This is a genomic window from Curtobacterium sp. MCLR17_039, assembly GCF_003234745.1.
In the GTDB taxonomy this organism is placed as follows: Bacteria; Actinomycetota; Actinomycetes; order Actinomycetales; family Microbacteriaceae; genus Curtobacterium; species Curtobacterium flaccumfaciens.
The window spans coordinates 43,940-66,256 of sequence record NZ_QKTF01000013.1; the positions used below are offsets into that span (position 1 = coordinate 43,940).

Genomic DNA, 22,317 nt, shown 5'->3' on the forward strand with positions numbered 1-22,317 from the left:
TCGTGCCGGGACTGCCGTCAAACCGCCGGGCTGAGGAGACGCCCGGTGAACTCGCGTAGAGCCTGCACGGCCCGCCGCGACAGCGTCGCGTCGGGCATCATGCTCGTCGATCCGTGGAACGCTCCCGGCCACACGTGCAGTTCCGCCTGGACTCCGGCCGCCCACAGCGAGCTGGCGTAGGCGACGGTCTCGTCGCGGAACACCTCGGTGCTGCCGCAGTCGATGTACGCGGGCGGGAGCCCGGTGAGGTCGGTCGCGCGGCCGGGCGCAGCGTAGACGGAGACGTCCTCGCCACCCCGCCGGTCACCGAGGTAGGCGTCCCAGCCGAACCGTGTCATCTCCCGGTCGGCGACCCCGACACCGTCGAACTGCCGAGCCGACAGTGTCGCGTCGCGGTCGTCGAGCATCGGACTCACGAGCACCTGGCCGAGGACGGAGGGTCCCTGTCGGTCTCGGGCGAGGAGGGCCGTGCCGGCGGCGAGACCGGCACCGGCGCTCTGCCCGACGAGGACGATGCGCTCCGGGTCGATGCCGAGTTCGTCGGCGTGCTCGGCTGCCCAGACGAGACCGGCGTAGCAGTCCTCGACCGGGTACGGGTCCGGGTGTTCCGGCGCAAGGCGGTAGTCCGGGCTGACCAGGACGACGTCGTGCACCAGCAGCCACTCGTCGTAGGAGTCGAGGTTGCCGAGGTGGTGGCCGAACATCATGCCGCCGCCGTGGATCGCGTAGGCCAGGGCAGCCGTGCCGGTTCGGCCGGCGCGTTGGATCACGGCGAGGTCGATCAGGTCGCCGCGGTGGCCCGGGATCGTGATGCTGCTCCGCTCGAGGCCACGAGCACGCAGTCCTTCGTCGAGCTGCGCCTCCGTCATGTCCAGTTGTCGCATCTGCGGCAGCATCTGGGTCGTGAGGTGGAAGCGGCCTCGCGCGTCCATGGCGGTGAGGAAGGGCACGAACTCGGGATCGAACGGCGGGCGGGGGAGGGCGATGGTGTCAGGCACGGGAGGTCTCCTCGGTGATGGTGATCGGGTCGGGCTGTGCAGGCGTGGTGTTGGCAGGTTCGGACGAGGCCGCGTCCTCTGGTTCGACGGCGGGCCGGGCTCGGAGCATGCCGACCACGACGAGCAGTGCTGCGACTGCGGCGAGGCCGAGGCCGGCGACGGTGAGGGCGTCCTGGAAGCCCTCGAGCCGGGTGGCGGTCCAGGTGGTGGTGGTGATGCTCCCGGCGACGAAGGCGGCGACGATGGTCCCCGCCGCGGCGACGGCGGCACCACCCGCGAGCTCGCTCGAGGTGTCGACGAGTGCCGCTCCGACGGAGGTGCGGTCCGCGGGCAGTCCCGTGAGGACCGACGCGCCGGCGACGACGCCGACGACCCGCATGCCGGCGGCGACGAGCACGAGCGCGACGAGCACCCACGGGTACCCGTGCCGGCTCAGGGCGCCGAAGACCGCGAGACCTGCGACGACCGAGACGGCGCTCATCCAGGCGGCGCGGCCCAGGCCGACCCGCTGCACGAACGGCCCGACGAAGCGGCCGCCGACGAGCAGCACGACCACCTGTGGCAGCGTCCCGACCGCGGCCAGGGCCGGCGGCCAGCCCCAGGCGAACTGCAGCTGCAGGGTCACGAGGTACGACAGTCCGGCGACGGCCAGCCCCGACGCGGCCTTGAACGCGAGGCCGCTCGAAACGAGTGGTCGGGCGAGCAGGTGCAGGTCGATCAGCGGGTGCCGCGCGGTCCGCTCGCGGGCGACGAACCCCACCGCGCAGGTGGCGGCGAGGGCGAGGACGGCCCACCCCCACCAGCCAGTGGCTCCGGACTCGACCAGGATCGTCGGCGCCACGAGCGCTCCGGCCGTGGTCACGGTGCCGAGCAGCGCTCCGACCACGTCGACCGGATCGCGACGGAGCTCCGCCGCCTCGTCGCGGGCGACACCCAGCCGGAGGCCGACGAGTGCAAGGACCGCGATGGGCACGTCGGCCAGCAGCAGCACCTGCCACGGCGCGACGGCGAGCACGAACCCGCCGACGGTCGGACCGATGGCCAGCCCCACGAGCCCGGCCGTCGAGATGACGGTGAGCGCCCGCACCCGGAGACCTTCGTCGTCGAAGAGGCGGAACGCCAGCGCCATCGACCCGGGCGTCGTCATCGCCGCGGCGACGCCCATCGCGACGCGCACGGCGATCAGCTGCTCGGTCGACGTGACCACCGCCGTGGCGAGGCTCGCCAGGGCCAGCAGGACGAGCCCGGCGAGCATGACCCGACGGCGTCCGATGCGGTCGGCGACGGCGCCGAAGAGCAGCATCAGCCCTCCGAAGGCGACCGAGTAGGCACCCGAGACCCACTGCAGGCCCGTCGTCGACGAGCCCAGGTCGCGGCCGATCGTCGGCAGGGCGACGTTGAGCACGGAGTTGTCGAGCATCTCGAACAGGAACACCGCGGACAGCCCGGCGAGGGCGATCCAGGCGTCGCGCAGACGAGGCGACGAGTCACCGGCGGGTACGTGCCCGGTGGTGAGAGCGGGACTGGGGGACACGATGGCGCACTCCTTCGAGGGAAGAAGTGGCGACTCGTTCGATGCCGCGTGCTGGTGCGTCGCAGATCGCGGCGCCTTTTACCTCAGTGATCGAGACCATACACGGCCTGCCCGCTCGAGGAAAGTCCGCGGTGGACGTCCCGGTTGCTGCCGTCGCAGTTCGAGGTGGGAAGTGGCAGGACCTACCCTGGACGGATGCTCTCCCGCCGCGAAGCCGCCGTCCGGCTCGACATCCCCCTCGAGATGGCGACCCGCCACGGCATCCCGTCGCGCCTCAGCGAAGCGGAGCTCGACGCGATCGAGCAGGACCCGCCCGCCTGGCTCGTGCAGTCCCGCGCCAACCGCACCGGCACCAAGAAGGTCTGGACGCGCCTGGAGTGCGTGGTCTGCGGCTTCGACGAAGAGGCGCGCCCGAAGAAGTGGTGGCCCGAGTGGGACTACCTGATGTGCGACTACCACGCCCCGTACCAGGCGCCCGAGCCCACCGCCGGCCTGACGCGGCGCGAGGTCGAGGGCATCGGCAGCCGCTTCATCGCGCTCGTCGACGAGAAGCACTAGCCCACGGGCTCCACAGGGCGCGCTGCGGCAAGCAGACGCGACCACGCAGACGGACGGGAGGCCCGGTGCCAGCTGGCACCGGGCCTCCCGTCGGTCGTGTCGTGGACCTGCGGACGCTACTCGGTCGTCGAGACCCAGTCGATGAGCAGGTTGCCCTTCTCGCCCCAGTTGCCGACCTGGAACATGAAGCGGTGCGGGGTCGTCGGCACGTCGTGCGTGATCGTGCCGAGGACCTTGCCGTCGACGCTGTAGGTGACGGACTGACCGGGGACCCAGTCGACCTTGTAGGTGTGCCAGTCGCGCCACGAGACGCCGGTGCCGAGCTGGACGCGCTCGGCTTCCTTGCCCGGGGTCATCGAGTGGTGGAACACCGAGGGGCTGTCCTCGAAGTTGCCCTCGGGGAAGTCGATCTCGCCGTCGGCCCACACGTTCGACGTCGGCCACAGCATGAAGGCCGCGCCGTTGCCGTCGCCGCCGGTCGCCTTCGCGCGGACCGAGAACGAGCCGCCGACGTGGTCCCAGGCGCCGTCGGAGGAGCCGAACGTGCCGGCCGCTCCGGCACCGGTGCCGAGGGCGACGTCCATCACGCCGTCGTGCACCGACACGGTCTTGCTCGGCGCGTAGATGCCCGAGGTGCCGTCGGGGTAGGCCTGCCACGACTGCGGGTACAGCGACGAGACCAGGCCCGTGACGGCGTCCTTGCTGAAGTCCTCGACGAACGAGGCGTCCGGTGCGATCGCGGACAGGTCCGCGGGGGATCCCTCCGCTTCGGGCGCTGCTTCCGGCGCGGCCTCGGGTGCGGGCTCGGCGACGGGGGCGGAGTCCTCGATCGGCGCGGAGTCCTGCTCGGGCTCCGCATCCGGGGTCCACTCGTCGGTGGGGGCCGGGGTCTCCGTCTCGTCCGGGGCCGGCGTCGGGGTGGGGTTCACCGGGGCGTCGTGCCAGCGGCGTTCGCCGTCCCAGCCCCACCAGGTGCGGGCGGAGGCGGCGGTGGGGACACCGAGGACCAGGGCGCCGGCGGTCGCGACCGCCAGGATCGCGCGGTGGCGGATCATCGGGTGCCCCCTCGGGTGGTCGGGGGTGTGGGGGTGGTCCGTGGGGTCGTGCCGCGCGAGGGCGTGCACGTGCTTCGGGTCGAGATGTCGGGCTCCTCGTGGATGCTCGGGCGCAGGATGCGGGGAGGGACGGACGCATCAGCCGGCCGGATGCCGAGGGTTTCGTTGACACGTCCACGGACATCTTGCATCATTTGTGACCCGTTCGGGGGGCGTCACGGAAATCGACCGACGAACGCCCGGTGTCCGACCGTCGAACGTGCACGGTGCAACGCGCGGCGAGCCGACGGGTCAGACCCGGGGGATCGGCTGCAACCGCTGCAGCTGCGTCACGTGCCCCGGCTCGAGCTCGTCGAGCGAGGCGACCCCGAGCAGCCGCATGGTCCGCTCGATCTGCTCGGACAGGATCTGGATCATCCGGTCCACCCCGGCCTCGCCGCCGGCCATCAGCCCGTACAGGTAGGCGCGGCCGACCATCGTGAACTTCGCGCCGAGGGCCACGGCAGCCACGATGTCGGCGCCGGACATGATGCCCGTGTCGAGGTGCACCTCGGTGTCCTTCCCGACCTCCTTGACCACGGCGGGCAGCAGGTGGAAGGGGACGGGTGCCCGGTCGAGCTGTCGGCCGCCGTGGTTCGACAGCGTGATGCCGTCGACGCCCAGGTCCGCCAGGCGCTTGGCGTCGGCCAGCGACTGCACGCCCTTCACGACGACCTTGCCCTGCCACTGGTCACGGATCCAGGCGAGGTCCTCGTAGGTGACGGTCGGGTCGAACATGTGGTCGAGCAGCTCCCCGACGGTGCCGGACCAGCGGTCGAGCGACGCGAACGCCAGCGGTTCGGTGGTCAGGAAGTCGAACCACCACCACGGCCGCGGGATCGCGTTCACCACGGTCCGAGCGCTCAGCTGCGGCGGGATCGAGAACCCGTTCCGCTTGTCCCGCAGCCGCGCACCCGCGACGGGGACGTCCACGGTGACGAGCAGGGTGTCGAAGCCGGCCTGCTGGGCGCGGGAGACCAGCGCCATCGACTTCTCGCGGTCCTTCCACATGTACAGCTGGAACCAGTTGCGCCCGTGCGGGTTGGCGTCGCGGACGTCCTCGATCGCGGTGGTGCCCATCGTGGAGAGCGAGAACGGGATGCCGGCACGTCCGGCGGCCCGGGCACCGGCCCGCTCGCCCTCGGTCTGCATCATCCGCGTGAAGCCCGTCGGCGCGATGCCGAACGGGTACGACACCGGCGCGCCGAGCACGGAGCGGGACGTGTCGACGGAGGACACGTCGCGGAGGATCGCCGGCGTGAACTCGATGTCCTCGAACGCCTGCCGCGCGCGGGCCAGTGAGATCTCCGCCTCGGCCGCACCCTCGGTGTAGTCGAACGCGGCCTTCGGGGTGCGGCGGGCGGCGATGTCCCGCAGGTCCCAGATCGTCAACGCCTGTTCGAGGCGCTGACGCCGACCCGGCAGCGAAGGCTTCTTGAACTGCATGAGCGGCGCGAGGTCCCGCACCGTCGGCAGCTGCCGCTTGACCCGCGTGCGAGCGGCGGACGCGGACCCGGTCGCGGGCGCCGGTGCGCCGGTTGCGGGGTCGATCCGGTGCTGGTCGTCGGTCGTGGTCATGCGTGGCTCCTGACGGGGGATCGATCGGGATCGGCGCGCGACGACGCCGAGGGGGTGTACCGCACGGGCTCGACGCTCCGTGCGACGATGCTGCGGAGTGCCTCCAGTGAAGCCCCTCCGAGGCCCGCGAGTCCGACGGCGCGCGCCTGCACCAGCACGTTGCCGAGTGCGGTGGCCTCGACCGGGCCGGCCACGACCGGCAGGCCGGTGCGGTCCGCGGTCAGCTGGCAGAGCAGCCGGTTCTGCGAGCCGCCGCCCACGACGTGCACGACCCGGATGGCCTTGCCGGTCACGTCGGCGATGGTGCGCAGGGTCTCGGCGTACGCCGTCGCGAGCGACTCGAGGATGCTCCGGACGAACTCCGCGCGCGACGCGGGGGCGCTCAGCCCGTGCGCCGCGCACCACGCGGCGATCCGCGCCGGCATGTCGCCTGGTGCCGTGAACGACTCGTCCGCGGGGTCGAAGACGGGGACCGGGGCGGTGACGGCCGCGGCGGAGGCGAGCAGGGCCTCCAGGTCGACGTGGTCGCCACCGCGCTCCCAGGTGCGGACGCTCTCCGACAGCAACCACAGTCCGGACACGTTCTTCAGGAACCGGACGCGGCCGTCGACACCGCCCTCGTTCGTGCAGTTCGCGCGTCGTGCCGCGTGCGACAGGACGGGCGCGTCGAGCTCGACGCCGACGAGCGACCACGTGCCCGACGAGATGTAGGCGAAGTCCGGCTCCGTCGCGGGGACCGCGACGACGGCGCTCGCCGTGTCGTGCGAACCGACCAGCGTCACGTCGGCCTGCCCGCCGACGAGCGCGGCGACGGACGGCAGCAGGGGGCCGAGTCGGTCGCCCGGGTCGCGCAGCGTGGGCAGCAGCCCGGCCGGGAGGCCCGCAGCAGCCCGCACCGCCGGGTCCCACCCACGGGTGGTCGCGTTCAGGGCCCCGGTCGTCGAGGCGTTCGTGCGCTCGGCCGCCTCGACCCCCGTCAGCCAGTACCCGAGCAGGTCGGGGACGAGCAGCGCACGCTGCGCGAGCTGCAGCGACGGGTCGCCAGCCCACTGGAACAGGGTGTTGAACGGCAGGTGCTGCAGGCCGTTCCGCGCGTACAGCTCGGTGGCGGCCATCCGGTCGTGCACGGGGACGACACCGCCCTGGTGCCGGTCGTCGCGGTAGTGCGACGGCACCCCGAGCAGTCGGCCGTCGCGGAGCAGGCCGTAGTCGACCGCCCACGAGTCGATGCCGATGCTGGCGATCGCGGGGTGCTCGGCGAACGCACGCCGCAGCCCCTCGGTCACCTGTCGGTACAGCTCGACGACGTCCCAGTGCAGGGCGTCGCGGCCGGTGCCGGCGTCGCCCTCGTGCAGGGTGACGGGGCCGTTCGGGAACCGTGCGACGTGGTCCATCCGGACCCCGTCGGAGTCGACGTGGCCGACGATCACCCGGCCGCTGGTGGCCCCGAGGTCGACCGCGGCGACGCTGCCGCTGGTGTGCATGCTCTGCTCCTGCTCGGTGTTCGTCGGTCGTCGCTACCGCAGGAAGGCCGCGGCGACACCGGCGTCGACGGGCACGTGCAGGCCGGTGGTGTGCGAGAAATCGTCGGTGCAGATGGCGTAGACGGCGTTCGCGACGTTCTCGGGCACGACCTCGCGCTTCAGGATCGTGCGCTGCGCGTAGAACTTGCCGAGGTCCTGCTCCTCGATGCCGTACGTCTTCGCGCGGTTGGCGCCCCAGCCGCTCGCGAAGATGCCGGAGCCGCGCACGACGCCGTCGGGGTTGATGCCGTTGACGCGGACGCCGTGCTCACCGAGCTCGGCGGCGAGCAAGCGCACCTGGTGGGCCTGGTCGGCCTTCGTGGCGGAGTACGCGATGTTGTTCGGCCCGGCGAACACCGAGTTCTTCGACGAGATGTAGACGATGTCGCCGCCCAGGCCCTGCTCGATGAGCACCTTCGCGGCGGCCTTCGACACCAGGAACGACCCCTTCGCCATCACGTCGTGCTGCAGGTCCCAGTCCTGCTCGGTGGTCTCGAGCAGGCTCTTGGACAGCGACAGCCCCGCGTTGTTCACGACGAGGTCGAGGCCGCCGAAGTGCAGCAGCGTCTGCTGGATCGCCCGGTCGATCGCGGCGGCGTCCGTCACGTTCGCGGCGACGCCGATGGCCTGGTCGAGGCCGCCGATCTCGGCCGCCGCAGCGGTGGCCTTCTCGAGGTCGAGGTCGGCGATGACGACGGCGGCACCCTCGGCCGCCAGGCGCTTCGCGATCGCCTTGCCGATGCCGGACGCTGCCCCGGTGACCAGGGCGATGCGCGTCGCGAGCTTCCTGGGCGCGGGCATCCGCTGCAGCTTCGCCTCTTCGAGGGCCCAGTACTCGATCCGGAACTTCTCGGCCTCGTCGATGGGGGCGTAGGTGCTGACCGACTCGGCACCGCGCATCACGTTGATCGCGTTCACGGTGAACTCCCCGGCGACCCGAGCGGTCTGGGCGTCCTTGCCGTACGAGAACATCCCGACGCCGGGGACCAGCACGATGAGCGGGTCGGCGCCGCGGATCGCGGGGGAGTCCGGCGTCCGGTGCCGGTCGTAGTAGGCCTGGTAGTCCGCGCGGTACTGCTCGTGCAGTTCGCGCAGGCGGGCGGTCTGCTCGTCGACGCTCGCCGAGGCCGGCAGGTCGAGGATGAGCGGCTTGACCTTGGTGCGCAGGAAGTGGTCCGGGCAGCTCGTGCCGAGGGCCGCGAGTGCTTCGGCGCGCTCGCTCGCCAGGAACTCGAGCACGACGTCGCTGTCGGTGAAGTGCCCGACGACCGGCTTGTCGTGCCCGGCGATGCCGCGGATCGTCGGGGCGAGGGCTGTGGCGCGTGCGCGACGTTCGTCGGTCGGCAGTGCTTCGAACCCCGCTCGGACGCCGCCGAACGGGTCCGCCTTGCCGTGCTCCGCGAGGTACCGCTCGGCGGTGTCGATGATCCAGCGCGAGTTCGCCTCGACCTCGTCGCTCGTGTCCCCCCACGCGGTGATGCCGTGGCCGCCCAGGATCGTGCCGATCGCCTGCGGGTGGTCACGCTTGACGCCTGCGATGTCGAGCCCGAGCTGGAACCCGGGCCGACGCCAGGGCACCCAGACGACCCGGTCGCCGAAGATCCGCTCGGTCAGGGCCGGACCGTCCGCCGCGGTGGCGATCGCGATGCCGGCGTCGGGGTGCAGGTGGTCGACGTGGGCGGCGTCGACGAGGGCGTGCATCGCGGTGTCGATCGACGGCGCGGCTCCGCCCTTGCCGTGCAGCGTGTAGTCGAAGGCGGCGACCATCTCGTCCTCGCGCTCGACGCCGGGGTAGACGTCCTGGAGGGCACGGACGCGATCGACGCGCAGGACCGCGAGGCCCGCCGGGGTGAGGGTGCCGAGGTCGCCCCCGGAGCCCTTCACCCAGAGCAGCTCGACCGGTTCGCCCGTGACGGGGTCGGTGTCGGTGCCCTTGGCGGAGGTGTTCCCGCCCGCGTAGTTCGTGATCCGCGGATCCGAGCCGAGCGCGTTCGAGCGCGCGACCAGCGCCCGGATCGTGGTGTCTGCGTCGGTGCCGTGCATTGCGGGGTCCACCCGTGCCTCCACTGTGTTCGTCATGTTCCTACGCGCCCCAGCCGGCCTGGACGCCGCCGACGCGGTCCGCCGCGATCGACTGCTGGTACCCGGACTCCAGGTAGGCGCGCATCGGGTTCGCCGGCAGTCCGCGGGACTCGCGCCACTCGGCCAGGTCCTTCCGGACGTCGGTCTGGTACGCGTCCATGAAGACCTCGTTCGCGCCGAGGACGTCGTGCGCCTCTTGTGCGGCGGTCAGTGCGACGCGGTCGAGGAGCAGCGCGCGGGCCGTCATCTCCTGCACGTTGAGCACCGAGCGGATCTGGCCGGGGATCTTGTCCTCGACGTTGTGGCACTGGTCGAGCATGAACGCCACGTCGGGGTTGTCGTAGCCGCCGCCGCGGATGACCTCGACCAGGATCCGGAACAGCTGGAACGGGTCCGCGGCGCCCACGATCAGGTCGTCGTCGGCGTAGAAGCGCGAGTTGAAGTCGAAGGAACCGAGCTTGCCGAGGCGCAGGAGCTGCATCACGATGAACTCGATGTTCGTGCCGGGGGCGTGGTGGCCGGTGTCGAGGCAGACCATCGCCTTCGGCCCGAGTGCCGCCGTCTGCACGTAGCTCGTGCCCCAGTCGGGGACGTCCGTGTGGTAGAACGACGGCTCGAAGAACTTGTACTCGAGGACGAGCCGCTGGTCGGCACCGAGGCGGTCGTAGATCGTCGACAGCGACTCGTGCAGGCGGTCCTGGCGGGAGCGCATGTCCTCTTGACCGGGGTAGTTCGAGCCCTCGGCGAGCCAGATCTTCAGGTCGCGGCTGCCGGTGGCGTCCATCACGTCGATGCAGCGCAGGTGGTGGTCGATCGCCTTCTGCCGGATCGTCTCGTCGACGTGGGTGAGGGCGCCGAACTTGTAGTCGTCGTCCTGGAAGGTGTTCGAGTTCACGGTGCCCAGCCGGACGCCGTGCTCTTCCGCGTGGCGGCGGAGGTCGGCGAAGTCGTCCACGAGGTCCCACGGGATGTGCAGCGCCACGGTCGGCGCCAGGCCCGTGTACTTGTGCACCTGGGCGGCGTCGGCGATCTTCTCGTAGGGGTCGCGCGGGGTGCCCGGCGTGCTGAACACCTTGAAGCGGGTGCCGGAGTTGCCGAAGGCCCAGCTGGGCAGCTCGATCTGCTGTCGTGCCAGCTGGTCGGCGATGCCGGCGAAGCTCGGGGTCGATGTCATCGTGTCACTTCCTCGTGTGCGATTGAATCGTTTCATACAGTACGGCGCGCGGCGGCTTGCCGCAACCGTGGTGGGTGGGTGGTGCCGCGGGTGGTGCCGTGGGTGGTGCCGCAAAACACCGGTGTTCACGTGTTGAACACGCGCGTTCGGGGGTTCGACGCGCGAACACCGGTGTTTTGCGAGCCAAGGCCCTACGCGGCGGGGACGGCGGCGGGGGCGTGGAGGTCGTGGGTCCCCGCGCCGACCCGCTGCTCGGGTGCACCCGGCAGGCGCACCACGGCCGAGACGCCCTCGGGCACGGTCGCCCGGACGCGCAACTCCCCGTCGACGAGCTCCCACCGCACGGCGACGTGCCCGTGCACGGTGTCGAGCGACGTCTCCGCCCACGTCAGGCCACCGCCCGGCTGCGGCGCGATCAGGACGGCCGAGTACCCCGGCGACAGCGGCGACAGGCCACCCACCACCCGGTGCATCCAGTCCGCCACGGCACCGAGTGCGTAGTGGTTGAACGAGGTCATCTCACCCGGGTTGATCGTGCCGTCCGGCAGCATCGAGTCCCACCGCTCCCACACCGTCGTCGCGCCCATCGTCACCGGGTACAGCCACGACGGGCACTCCGTCTGCAGCAGCAGCCGGTAGGCGTCCTCCAGGTGGCCCGTCTGCGTCAGCGCGTCGGTGATGAACGGGGTCCCGGCGAAGCCCGTCGAGATCCGGTACCCGGACGCTTCGACCAGCTCGGCGAGACGCTCGCCGGCCACGGCCTGCTCCTGCTCGGACAGGATCCCGAACACGATCGCCAGCGTGTACACCGTGGTCGCGTCCGACAGGATCCGCCCGTCGTCCTGCAGGTAGTGGGTGCGGAACCCGGCCTGGAGGCGCGTGGCGAGTTCCCGGAACTCCGCTGCTTCCGCCTCGTGACCACCCAACAGCTCCGCCGCGTCCGCCACGATCGTCGCGGACCGGTAGGCGCAGATCGTCGCGACGACGCCCTTGTCGGCCTTCGCGTCGGCCGGGGCCTCAGGCGGGGCGTCCGGGTCGAGCCAGTCGCCGAACTGGAACACGGTGTCCCACAGGTCCTCCGGTGACAGGTGGTCACGGACCCGGCGCAGGTGTGCGGCCATCGAGTCGAACTGCTCCTCGAGCACCGCGGTGTCGCCGTACGCCTGGTACAGCGTCCACGGCACCCAGACGCCGGCGTCCGACCACACGGCGGTCGCGTCGGGCGTGCCGAAGTCCTCGGCGGGGGAGTACTTCAGCACGTCCGGCACCACGAACGGGATGACCCCGTCGGCGTGCTGCTGCTCGAGCCAGACGTCGCGCAGCCAGTCGGCCAGGAACGTCCGCGTGTCGAACAGGTACGAGGCCGTCGGGGCGAACGCGGCGATGTCACCCGTCCAGCCGAGTCGCTCGTCGCGCTGTGGGCAGTCCGTCGGCACGCTCAGGAAGTTGCCCTGCATGCCCCGGATGACGTTGTCGTGGAACGTGTTCAGCAGCTCGTGGCTCGACGCGAACGTGCCGGTGCGGGTGAGGTCCGACCCGACCTGCACGGCGGTGACCGCGGCGCGGAGCTCGTCGTGGGTGCCCGGCCAGCCGTCGACCTGCGCGTACCGGAACCCGTGGAACGTGAACCGGGGCTCGAACGTCTCGGGCTCGTTGTCACCGCGCAGGGTGAAGTGGTCCGTCGCCTTCGCGGTGCGTAGGGGGCGGGTGCCGAGCTCGTCGTGCTCGAGCACCTCGGCGTGCTGCAGGGTGAGCACGGTGCCGGCCGGGCCGGTCGCGGTGATCCGGAGCCACCCGACCAGGTTCACGCCGAAGTCGAGCAGGGTCGCTCCCGACGGGCTCGTCCAGATCGCCACCGGGGCGATCTCGGCGAGCGGGCGCACCGGCGGCACCGTGTCGGCGACGAGTTCGCGCTCGCCGATGTCGACCGTGTGCACCGTGCTCGTCCGCCCCCGGTGGCCGTCGACGCTCGGCACGGTGACCTCGCCGGGCGTCAGGAACGAGCCGTCGCGGAGCCGGGCGTCGATGTCCTGCCCGTCGTAGAGCTGGTCCGCGGTGATCGCGCTCGACAGGGCCTGCCAGTCGGTGTCGGTCGCGACGTGCTGCTCGTGCCCGTCGGCGAAGGTGATCCGGAGCTCGGCGAACCCGGCACGCTCGTCGGTGTACCAGCCGCCACCGCCGCCCCAGGCCAGTCGTCCGGCGGCCCAGCCGTTGCCGACGACGAGCGCGAGCACGGCCGGCTGGCCGGGGAGCGTGTCGGACAGGTGCTCGGTGACGTCGTGCGAGACGACGCGGATGCGCCACTCGTAGCTCGTCCAGCCCGGTTCGAGCAGGTGGTCGGAGACGCGCTGCCCGCCGAGCCAGGCCTCGACGACGCCGAGTGCGCTGACGTCGAGGGTGGCGGCGGTGACGGCGCCGTGGCCGTCGTCGAGGGGGAACTCCCGACGCAGGATCGGGGCGCTGCCGAGGTCCGTGTCGGCCGCGATGAACGGTGCGGTCCAGGTGGTCATGTGGTGGTCCTTTCACGCGACCGGTCGTCGTCGACCGGTGCGGGGGTCGTGGGCCCGGCCGTCCGCCCGGGTGGGCGGTGTGGCGGAGGCGGGGCGCGCCTCCCGGCCGGGGTGCGCGGTCAGCCCTTGACGGCGCCGCTGGTCATGCCGGCGACGATCTGACGGTTGAAGAAGACGTAGAGGATCAGCGGCGGGATCGTGATGAGCAGCACGTCGGTGAACAGCAGGTTGAGCTGGCTGACCGACTGGCTCTGGAACGCGTAGAGCGTCTGCTGCACCGTCGCGTTCTCGGACCCCGGCAGGAAGTACAGCGGGTTCGTGAAGTCGTTGAACACCGTCACCGACTGCACGAGCACGACCGTGATGATCACCGGCTTGAGCAGCGGCAGCACCACCCCGAAGAACAGGCGGATCGGGCCGGCACCGTCGAGCACGGCGGCCTCGTCGAGTTCCTTCGGGATCGTCGCGACGAACGCCCGGAACAGCAGGATGCAGAACGACAGGCCGAAGGTCGCCTCGATGAGGATCATCCCGCCCATGGTCTTGAACAGGTTGAGCCCCTGCAGCACCCAGATGGTCGGCACGATCGCCGGCGGCACGATGAGCCCCGCCAGCACGAAGAAGTTGATCAGCCCGTTCCACTTGCTCGGCCGCCGCTGCAGGACGTACCCGACCATCGCGGAGAACACGACCATGACGGTGACGCTGCCGACGGTGAGCAGGGCGCTGTTCCAGAACGCGCGGAGGATCCCGCCGTCGCCACTCTGGAACACCGCCTGCAGGTTCTGCCACAGCTGCCAGTCCGTCGGCAGGCTGAAGCCGAGCTGGTTCGCCTCGGCGGGGTTCTTCGCGGCCTGGAGCAGGACGAAGACGAACGGCACCAGGAAGACGACGAAGCTGACGACGATGGCGATCGAGCCGATGATCCACCGGCGGGCACGCCCGGGGTGGCGGTTGCGGCTCGCCGGTGTCGGGCGGCGGCTGCCGGACGCCGGTGCGTGACCGGTCCCGGGGGTGGTGACGGCGGTCACAGGTCCGCCTCCTTGCGGTTGAGGAGCCACGAGACGGGGACCATGATCGCCGTGACGACGACGAACAGGACCACGTTGCCGGCGGTGGACAGGCCGTAGAACCCGGCCTGGTACTGCTTGTAGATCACGCTCGCGATCACGTCGCTGGTGAACCCCGGCCCACCGCCGGTCATCGCCCAGATCAGGTCGAACGACCGCAGACCGCCGATGAGCGACAGGATGATGACCGTGCCCATCGCGGGGCGGGACAGCGGCAACGTGATGTTCCGGAAGATCGACCACGCGCTCGCGCCGTCGACCCGTGCCGCCTCGAAGTACTCCTGCGGGATCGCCACGATGCCGGCGATGAAGATGAGCGTCGCGATGCCGACGCCCTTCCAGACGTCCACCGCGGCGACGCTCCACAGGGCGAGCGCCGGGTCGGTCAGCCACCCGGGGGTGGGCAGGCCGACCGAACCCAGCACGCCGTTGATGATCCCGTGGAACGGGTCCATCAGCGCCTTGAACGTGATGCCGATGCCGATGGTCGACACGAGCACCGGGAAGAACACGACCGCCCGCAGGTAGCCGCGCCCCAGCACGGGCGACGTGAGGAGCAGGGCGAGGGCGAGTCCGAGGACCACCTTCGCCGCGCTCGTCACGAACCCGTACTGGAAGGTGTGCACGAACCCGGAGACGAGCTGCGGGTCCTGGAAGAACCGGACGAAGTTGTCGAAGCCGATGAAGGTCTGGTCGAACAGCGTCCAGCGGGTGAGCGAGAAGTAGAACCCGGCGAAGGTCGGGACCGCGAAGAACACGACGTACAGCGCGATCGCGGGGATGAAGAACCACGCGGGGTAGAACGAGCGCATCCGCTTGCGCGCTGGTCCGGGGCGGCCGGCCTTGCGTGTCTGCGGCGGGGCCACCGCCGTCGTGAGGGTCGCGGTCACACCGATCACCAGCCCTTGATGCCGAGCTGCTGTGCCTGCTGGACGACGTCGTCGTCGTACTGGTCGGCGCCCTTGCTCGCGGTGGTGATGCCCGAGCCGACCTGCACACAGATCTTCTCGAGGTTCGGGCCCTTGATCGGGGACAGGAACTCGAGCGCGGGGCTCGCCTTGCCGTCGTCCAGGTACTTCTGCAGGTCGTCGATCATCGGGGGCACGTCGTCCGGCAGCGAGCACGTCGAGATGACGTACGGGCCGGCGGGGGTGCCGGTGTCGTTCTGCACCTGGCAGCCCTCGGTGGAGTTCGCGAAGGCGATGAACTTCTTCGCCGCCGCCAGCTTGTCACCGGTGGTCGTCTTCGGGATGTAAAGGCCGTTCGGCTCCCAGATCGTCAGGTTCGTGTCCGCGGCGTCCTCGGCCGGCAGGGCGAACGCGCCGATGTCGTCGACGGCGTCGGGGGAGTCCTGCTGGATCGCGGAGATCGCGTTCGTGAGCATCGGGTACTGCGCGCCGGTGCCGTCGGCCAGCATCTTCAGGCCGTTCGCCTGCGTGGCCGAGGCGTAGTCCTCGTTGTAGAGGTCCTTGTCCTTGCCCTCGGCGAGGTGCTGGAACCCGGCGAGTGCGGGTTCGTCGGCGTAGGACTCCTTGTTGGCGGTGTAGTCGTCCGCCCACTTCTCGTCCTGCGCGGTGATGTTCGCGAAGTCGCCGAGGACGAACAGCTGGCTCGTCCAGGTGTCGCCGTAGGTCTGGATGATCGGGGCGACGTCGCCGGCGTCCTTGATCTTCTCGCTGTTGCTGATGAACTCGTCCCACGTGGTCGGGACCTTGAGGCCGAGGTCGTCGTAGACCTTCGTGTTGTAGAGCACCGCACCGCCGAAGCTCGTGCCGAACGGGGCGCCGTACATGCCCTTGTCGGTGCTGACGACCTTGGTGAACTGCGGGTCGACGTCGCCCGCCCACTTCTCGTCGGACAGGTCCACCAGGGTGTTGTCCGGGTTGAGGGCCTGCATGAGCGAGCCGGAGTTGTAGTTGAAGACGTCGGCGGCCTCGCCGGTCGACAGGCGGGTCTTGATCAGGTTGTCGCCGTCGGTGCCCTGGGGTCGGGTGTCGAACTTGACGGTGATGTCGGGGTTGGCCTTCTCGAAGGCCTCGATGAGCGGCTTCGCGGTGGCCGCGGTGGCCGGGGCGTTGTCGGCCTGGTAGGTGATCTCGACCTTGCCGCCGCCTTCGTCGGCGGAGCCGCCGGACGAGCACGCTGCGAGCCCGCCGATCAGGACCGTTGCGCCGCCGATGGCGATCGCGCGCTTGGTCACGGAACGAACTGACATTCCTTACCTCCTCGTAAGGCCCGGGGCTGGGGTACCCCGGGTGAAACGGACCCGGATCCCGCGCCGTCGCGGGGTCCGGTTACTGCGTTTTAGAACGTTTCAATCAGGATGGAACCACGCGGATTGAAGCGTGTCAATCGCTGTGCCGATTTCGTTACGCGATCCCGCAGCTCGCTCGCTCGTCCACTCGTCTGGTGCGAGGTTCCGCACTCCGTGAAGGGCTCGCGGGCTCGCACGGAGTGCGGCACCTCGCACCGAACCGACGCGCGGTGCTGCACCGTGCGGTGGTCGCGCCGGCCGCCGGCCGGGAGGCCCGTGCCGGCCCCGCCCCGCGCCTCCCGTCCGTTGCCCGGTCGCGTTCGCGGGCCCGCGTCGCCTCGTGCGCGCCGGCGCGCTGTCCGCGACCCGTGGCCCGCGAAAGCGACAGTGCGCCGCCGAACGTTCGCGCCGATCTGTCGCTCTGGTGGACCGGACGGCGTGGCCACCTTTGGATGTGTCGCTCTCGCGGGTCGGTCCGCCGCCGGTCAGGCCTCGGTGCGCCTCGGGTCGCTCGACGTGATCGTGCCCCCGACGGCGGCCGCGGCGGCTGCTGCGGCCGCGCCCTCGCGACCGAGCGTGCTCTCGCGCGGCACCAGCTCGCTGCCGAGCACGACGGTCCGGTGCACGTGCATCGGGTCGGTGAGTTCCTCGAGCAGCAGTTCCACCGCGGCCGCACCCATCTCCGAGCCGTGCATCGTCACCGAGGTCAGCGGCACCGCACCGCCCCACGCCACGGAGTTGTGGTCGCAGCCCGACACGGGGATGTCCTCGGGGACGCGGATCCCGGCGGCCCGGAGTTCGGAGACGACGGCCATCGCGAGCAGGTCGGTCACACCCAGCACCCCGTCGGGGCGTTCGTCCTCGGGCATCCGGGCGATGCGGAGCCCGGCGTCGGTGCCACCCGGCGGGTCGATGTCCCCGGCGTCGACGTCGACGAGCTCGACCCCGGGGTGCGCCGCGACGGCCCGCAGCACCCCGGCCCGTCGGCGGTCGACGGGCTGCAGGTCCGGACGGGCGCTCACGAACCCGATGCGTCGGCAGCCGCGGTCGATCAGGTGCTCGGCCGCCAGGAACCCGGCCTGCTCGTTGTCCACGACCACCGCGCACGCGTCGAGTTCGGTCGGTTCGTAGTTGACGTACACGACGGGCCGGCCGTGGCGCCGCGCGACCTCGACCTGGTCGCGGGACTCCGTCATCGAGGCGAGCAGGATCCCCGACACCCGGGCGCTCTCGAGGTAGGCGAGGTGTTCGCCCTGCGCCTGCAGGTCGTCCTCGCTGCTGGCGATCAGCAGGGTGAAGCCGCGTTCCCGTGCGGCCAGCTGTGCGCCGTTGACCATGTCGCTGAACAGGGAGTTCCGCAGCGACATCACCACCAGACCGATCGCGCGCGTGCTGCCGGACACCAGCGCCCGGGCGTTGCGGTTCGGCGTGTACCCGAGCGCGTCGATCGCGTCCCGCACGCGTGCGGCGGTCGCGTCGGCGACCCGCTCGGGGTGGTTCAGGACGTTCGAGACGGTCGCGAGCGAGACCCCGGCCCGGGCTGCGACGTGGTGCACGCTCGGCGGACCGTCGCGCCGGGGGACATGCACCATGCTCCGATCGTAGGCGGCGGGGGAGCCCTGTCCGGACCGCGCCCTAGGCGTCGGCGACGGAGGACTGCCGCACCACGAGCTCCGGTGTGAACTCCACGTGCTCGAGGTCGATGTCCTGCCCCTGCTCGACCTGCTTCGTCAGGAGTTCGATCGCGCGACGACCGAGGTCCTGCGCGGGCTGCCGCACCGACGTCAGCGGGACCACGGCGGACTCGGCGAACGCGATGTCGTCGTAGCCGACGATGGCGATCTGCTCGGGCACCGCGATGGTGCCGCGCATGATGAAGGCCTGTTCGAGCCCGACGGCGAGCAGGTCGTTGGCGGCGAAGACGGCGTCCGGGCGTTCGGCGGCCGGCCGTGCCTGGATCGCTTCGCCGATGCGGCGCCCCTCGAGCACGGACAGCGAGGTGGTCGGCAGGGCTTCGAGCCGGATGCCCGCGGCCTGTGCGGCGGCGAGTGCCCCGGCGTGCCGGTCGGCGACCTGGCGGATGCCGAACGGCCCGCCGACGAAGGCGATGTGGGTGCGGCCGATCGCCGCGAGGTGCTCGACCGCGATGCGGCCGCCGGCGATGTCGTCGACCGAGACCGAGGCGAAGTGCTCGTCGTCGGCGCGACGGTCCACCAGCACCACGGCGGTGCCCTGGTCACGCAGCCGCGCGAGCCGGGACAGGTCGTCGCCGGCGGGGGAGATCAGGAGTCCGGCGACACGGCGTTCCTCGAACAGGTCGACGTAGGTGCGTTCGCGGTCGGTCGACTCGTCGGAGTTGCCGATCAGCACCGCGAGGCCGTTGTCCATCGCGGCGTCCTCGGCGCCCCGGGCGACGTCGGTGAAGAACGGGTTGCCGCCGTCGAGCACGATGAGCCCGACGGTGGAGCTGCGTCCGGCCCGGAGCTGCCGTGCGGAGTCGTTGCGCACGAACCCGAGCGTCGCGATCGCCGACTGCACGCGTTCCACCGTGCCGGGAGCGACCTTGTCGGGGCGGTTCAGCACGTTCGACACCGTGCCGAGGGACACGCCCGCGAGCGCTGCCACCTCTCGCACACTGACCGCCATGTGGCCATCCTGGCATCGGCGCGGTCCGCGCGGTCGGCCCGCGCCGTGATCTGTGGAAAACGCGGACGGGAGGCGCGGGGCGGGCCGGTGCCGGGCCTCCCGTCCGTGGGGTGGTCGCGTCGACTGCCCCGCGCACGGTGCGAGGCGCAAGGCTGGTGCGAGGCGCGCGGCTGGTGCAAGGCGCGCGGCCGGTGCGAGGTTCCGCACTCGGTGCGGGGTGGAAAGGCTCGCACGGAGTGCGGAACCTCGCACGGGGCGAACGCCCCCGCGCACGGTGCGAGGCGCCCCCTCGCACGGGGCGAGCGCCCCCTCGCACGGTGCGGGCGCAACCTCGCGCGGGGCGAACGCCCCCTCGCACGGTGCGAGGCGCAACCTCGCGTGGGGCGAGCGTCCCCTCGCACGGTGCGAAGAGCAGCCCGGCGAACCCGCTCTTGCCAGCGCGCACACCGGAGCGCTATCGTCCTCGTCGTCCCGTTGAAACGATTCACCGACGAACACGCGAACGGAGGACCAATGGCGGTCCGCATCGGAGCCCGGAACACCACGGGCTGGAAGGCCACCGTCTCGGTGGCCATGTCGAACTACATCGAGTCGGGGTCGATCATCGCGATCGCCACGAGCCTCAGCCTGTGGCAGGCGGAGTTCCGGATCGGCGACCTCGAGGTCGGCCTGCTCGCGAGCCTGTCCGCGAACGCCTTCGGTGCCGCCGTCGGCGCGATCGTCGGCGGACCGCTGTGCGACCGGTACGGCCGGAAGTTCATCTACACGTACGACCTGCTCCTCTACATGCTCGGCATCCTGCTCGCGGTGTTCGCCGGCAGCTACGGCATGCTCCTGGTCGGCTTCATCCTGACCGGCATCGCCGTCGGCGCGGGCGTCCCGGCGAGCTGGACCTACATCGCCGAGCAGGCCCCCGCGGACAAGCGTGCGGCCCACGTCGGCACGGCACAGCTCGCGTGGTCGATCGGGCCGATGGTCGGGTTCGCCCTGGCGATCGCCGCGGCACCGCTCGGCCTGCTCGGCAGCCGCCTCATCTTCGCCCACCTGTTCGTCGTCGCCGCGATCGTGTGGTGGCTCCGCCGCGGGCTGCCCGAGTCGGCGATCTGGAAGGACGAGCGCGCGGCCACCGGTACGGCGAACTTCTTCCACGGGATCACGCAGCTGTTCAGCCGCCGGAAGAACCTGACCGCGATGCTGTTCCTGTTCGGCGTCTACGCGCTCTGGAACACCGTCGCCGGGCAGGCCGGCATCTTCCAGCCCCGGGTGTACGCGGCGACCGGGGTCACGAGCGTCACCGAGCAGTACGGACTGCAGATCCTGGTCTGGGGCTGCACGGTGGCCGCGACGTACTTCGGCTTCATGCGGTACGCCGACCGGGTCAGCCGACGCGCGCTCTACGCCGCCGGGGCCGTGCTGGCGATCATCGCGTGGGCCGTGCTCATCTACGCGCCCGCCAACCTCGGCACCCTGCTGTTCTTCGCCGTGGCGTGGGGCATCTCGTCGGGCATCGGTGCGCAGGCGTTCTACGGCCTGTGGACGAGCGAGCTCTTCGCCACCCGGTACCGCGCCAGCGCCCAGGGCGTGCTGTTCCTGGCCGCCCGCGTCATGGTCGGACTGCTGAGCATCTGGTTCCCGCTGCTGCTGTCGGACATCGGGCTGCGGGCCCTCGGCGGCCTGATCCTCGGGCTGCTCGCGCTGTCGTTCCTCGTCGGCACGATCTGGGCGCCGCGCACCCAGGGCAAGACCCTCGAGGCGATCGAAGCCGAGCGCTACGGCACCGTCACCACCGTCACCGGGACGGTCCGCACCGCCGACGAGCGAACCGTCCACGACGCCGAGCAGCGTCGCCGCGAACAGGCCGGACGGTGACCCGCGTCTGCTTCCGGCTGCAGGTGCAGGTCGAGCTGCTCGACGCCTACCGCGAGCGGCACGCCGCCGTGTGGCCGGCGATGCTCCGGGCGATCGCGGCGGCGGGGCGGCGGAACTACTCGCTGTTCCTCGACGACGACGGGCTGCTCATCGGGTACTACGAGACGGACTCTGTGGTCGATGCGGACGCCGCGCTCGCCGCGTCCGAGGTGGCCACGGCGTGGGAGGCGCACATGCAGGACCTCTTCGCCGGGGCCACCGGGCGCGCCGACCAGACGGCGCGGGTGCTGCCCGAGGTGTTCAACCTCGAGGACCAGCTGGCCGCAGCACCGGACTGACGGTCGGACGCAGACTTCGTGAGCAGGAATGGTCGGGTCCGCTGGCGCGACCCGACCATTCCTGCTCACCAAGTGCCCGCAGCACCGGACTGACGGGGGCCGTGGCTACCGTGGACCCATGCAGCCGCCAGCATCCGGGACCCTCCGCATCCTCCACCTCTCCGACACCCACCTGACCGGCGACGGCGCCCTGCACCAGGGCGCGGTCGACACCACGGCCGCGCTCGAACGGCTGCTCGCCCACGTCGACCAGGTGCCCGGCATCGGGCTGGTGGTCGTGTCCGGCGACGTCTCCGAGGACGGCAGCCCCGAGTCCTACGCGACCGTGCGGGACCGCGTCGGCGGCTGGGCGGAGCGGCACGGTGCGGCCTTCGTCGTGGTCCCCGGCAACCACGACCTGCGCGCGGGCTTCCGCCAGGTCCTGGCGAACGGGCACGTCCTGGGCCAGGGCGGCACGGCGCTGATGCACACGATGGAGTACCTGCCGCCGACGGTGCCGGTCTCCGGGCAGTCGGTCGTCGCCGGGCGTCGGATCGTGACCGTCGACACGAGCGTCCCGGGTGCCGGGTACGGCGAGCTCAGCGACACGGCGTTCGAGCACCTGCGCACAGTCCTGGCCGAAGACGCCCACAGCGCCCCGGACGACGCCCCGCACGGCACCGTCGTCGTCCTGCACCACCCGCCGCTGCCCGCCCCGACCGAGCTGCACGAGGCCCTCCGCCTGCAGAACCCCGAGGCGCTCGCCGACGTCATCCGTGGTTCCGACGTGCGGGTCGTCCTCGCCGGCCACTACCACCACCACTTCGCCGGATCGCTCGCAGGCGTCCCGGTCCTCGTCGCCCCCGGTGTCTCGAACGACACCGACGTCGTCGGGCCGTACGACGAGGAATCGGCCGTCGTCGACAGCGGCGCACTCGTCGTCGACGTCGCCGCGGACGGCTCCGTCTGGTCGACACCGGTCCGCGTGCCCCGGGGCGACGCCGACCCGCGGGCGTTCCGCCTCGACCCCGAGACGGTCCGCGCCGTCATCGCGGCCGCCGGCAAGCACTGAGCCCGGTCCCCACGCGCCGTGGACGCGCGTGACGACGG

17 protein-coding genes are annotated in these 22,317 nt (G+C 71.4%); 4 read left to right on the forward strand and 13 right to left on the reverse strand.

Features of this window, described 5'->3' with window-relative positions:
• Positions 1-17 precede the first annotated feature (17 nt).
• Both DEJ00_RS14325 and DEJ00_RS14330 read right to left on the reverse strand, forming a co-directional pair.
• The gene (locus tag DEJ00_RS14325; RefSeq protein ID WP_111057812.1) at positions 18-998 is read right to left on the reverse strand and encodes an alpha/beta hydrolase; all 981 of its coding nucleotides are present in this window, start codon (positions 996-998) and stop codon (positions 18-20) included.
• On the reverse strand, positions 991-2,532 hold the full coding sequence (locus DEJ00_RS14330; protein WP_309148143.1) for an MFS transporter: 1,542 nt from the start codon (positions 2,530-2,532) through the stop codon (positions 991-993). The genes DEJ00_RS14325 and DEJ00_RS14330 overlap by 8 nt, the downstream gene beginning before the upstream one ends.
• Before the next feature lie 195 nt (positions 2,533-2,727).
• Here DEJ00_RS14330 and DEJ00_RS14335 point away from each other — a divergent pair, with 195 nt between their 5' ends.
• Positions 2,728-3,090 (forward strand): hypothetical protein, encoded by a 363-nt coding sequence (locus DEJ00_RS14335; protein ID WP_111038207.1) that lies wholly within the window; start codon positions 2,728-2,730, stop codon positions 3,088-3,090.
• Positions 3,091-3,206: 116 nt separating this feature from the next.
• Here DEJ00_RS14335 and DEJ00_RS18845 read toward each other — a convergent pair whose 3' ends face one another.
• The 11 genes from DEJ00_RS18845 to DEJ00_RS14390 form a co-directional block, all read right to left on the reverse strand.
• The gene (locus tag DEJ00_RS18845; protein ID WP_258373698.1) at positions 3,207-4,145 is read right to left on the reverse strand and encodes a glycoside hydrolase family 16 protein; all 939 of its coding nucleotides are present in this window, start codon (positions 4,143-4,145) and stop codon (positions 3,207-3,209) included.
• Between the two features lie 291 nt (positions 4,146-4,436).
• Complete coding sequence (locus DEJ00_RS14345; protein ID WP_181440196.1) at positions 4,437-5,762, reverse strand: alpha-hydroxy acid oxidase; 1,326 nt, start codon at positions 5,760-5,762, stop codon at positions 4,437-4,439.
• Entirely contained in the window at positions 5,759-7,246 is a 1,488-nt protein-coding gene (locus DEJ00_RS14350; protein WP_111057813.1) for a rhamnulokinase family protein, read from the reverse strand. The genes DEJ00_RS14345 and DEJ00_RS14350 overlap by 4 nt, the downstream gene beginning before the upstream one ends.
• Before the next feature lie 33 nt (positions 7,247-7,279).
• Positions 7,280-9,328 carry a bifunctional aldolase/short-chain dehydrogenase gene (locus tag DEJ00_RS14355; RefSeq protein WP_111057814.1) on the reverse strand — a complete coding sequence of 683 codons (2,049 nt, stop codon included), beginning with the start codon at positions 9,326-9,328 and terminating at the stop codon, positions 7,280-7,282.
• Positions 9,329-9,368: 40 nt separating this feature from the next.
• Positions 9,369-10,541, reverse strand: coding sequence for an L-rhamnose isomerase (gene rhaI, locus DEJ00_RS14360; RefSeq protein WP_111057815.1), 1,173 nt, complete (start codon positions 10,539-10,541; stop codon positions 9,369-9,371).
• Between the two features lie 191 nt (positions 10,542-10,732).
• Entirely contained in the window at positions 10,733-13,051 is a 2,319-nt protein-coding gene (locus tag DEJ00_RS14365) for a family 78 glycoside hydrolase catalytic domain (RefSeq protein WP_111057816.1), read from the reverse strand.
• 119 nt (positions 13,052-13,170) lie between these two features.
• Positions 13,171-13,977, reverse strand: a complete 807-nt coding sequence (locus DEJ00_RS14370) for a carbohydrate ABC transporter permease (RefSeq protein WP_027466211.1) — start codon at positions 13,975-13,977, stop codon at positions 13,171-13,173.
• A gap of 101 nt (positions 13,978-14,078) precedes the next feature.
• A complete protein-coding gene (locus DEJ00_RS14375) occupies positions 14,079-15,011 on the reverse strand; it encodes a carbohydrate ABC transporter permease (RefSeq protein ID WP_232536511.1) in 933 nt (310 codons plus the stop codon).
• A 5-nt stretch (positions 15,012-15,016) separates the two neighbouring features.
• Complete coding sequence (locus DEJ00_RS14380) at positions 15,017-16,336, reverse strand: ABC transporter substrate-binding protein (RefSeq protein ID WP_111057818.1); 1,320 nt, start codon at positions 16,334-16,336, stop codon at positions 15,017-15,019.
• 524 nt (positions 16,337-16,860) lie between these two features.
• Entirely contained in the window at positions 16,861-17,967 is a 1,107-nt protein-coding gene (locus DEJ00_RS14385; protein ID WP_111057819.1) for a LacI family DNA-binding transcriptional regulator, read from the reverse strand.
• Between the two features lie 43 nt (positions 17,968-18,010).
• On the reverse strand, positions 18,011-19,021 hold the full coding sequence (locus DEJ00_RS14390) for a LacI family DNA-binding transcriptional regulator (protein ID WP_071247721.1): 1,011 nt from the start codon (positions 19,019-19,021) through the stop codon (positions 18,011-18,013).
• A gap of 513 nt (positions 19,022-19,534) precedes the next feature.
• Between DEJ00_RS14390 and DEJ00_RS14395 the strand changes: the two genes are divergently transcribed.
• The 3 genes from DEJ00_RS14395 to DEJ00_RS14405 all read left to right on the forward strand — a co-directional run bounded on the left by DEJ00_RS14395 (position 19,535) and on the right by DEJ00_RS14405 (position 22,279).
• Entirely contained in the window at positions 19,535-20,890 is a 1,356-nt protein-coding gene (locus DEJ00_RS14395; protein ID WP_071247718.1) for an MFS transporter, read from the forward strand.
• Positions 20,887-21,228, forward strand: a complete 342-nt coding sequence (locus tag DEJ00_RS14400; RefSeq protein ID WP_111057820.1) for an L-rhamnose mutarotase — start codon at positions 20,887-20,889, stop codon at positions 21,226-21,228. Before DEJ00_RS14395 ends, DEJ00_RS14400 begins: the two co-directional genes overlap by 4 nt.
• A gap of 118 nt (positions 21,229-21,346) precedes the next feature.
• Positions 21,347-22,279, forward strand: a complete 933-nt coding sequence (locus DEJ00_RS14405) for a metallophosphoesterase (protein ID WP_111057821.1) — start codon at positions 21,347-21,349, stop codon at positions 22,277-22,279.
• Positions 22,280-22,317 lie beyond the last annotated feature (38 nt).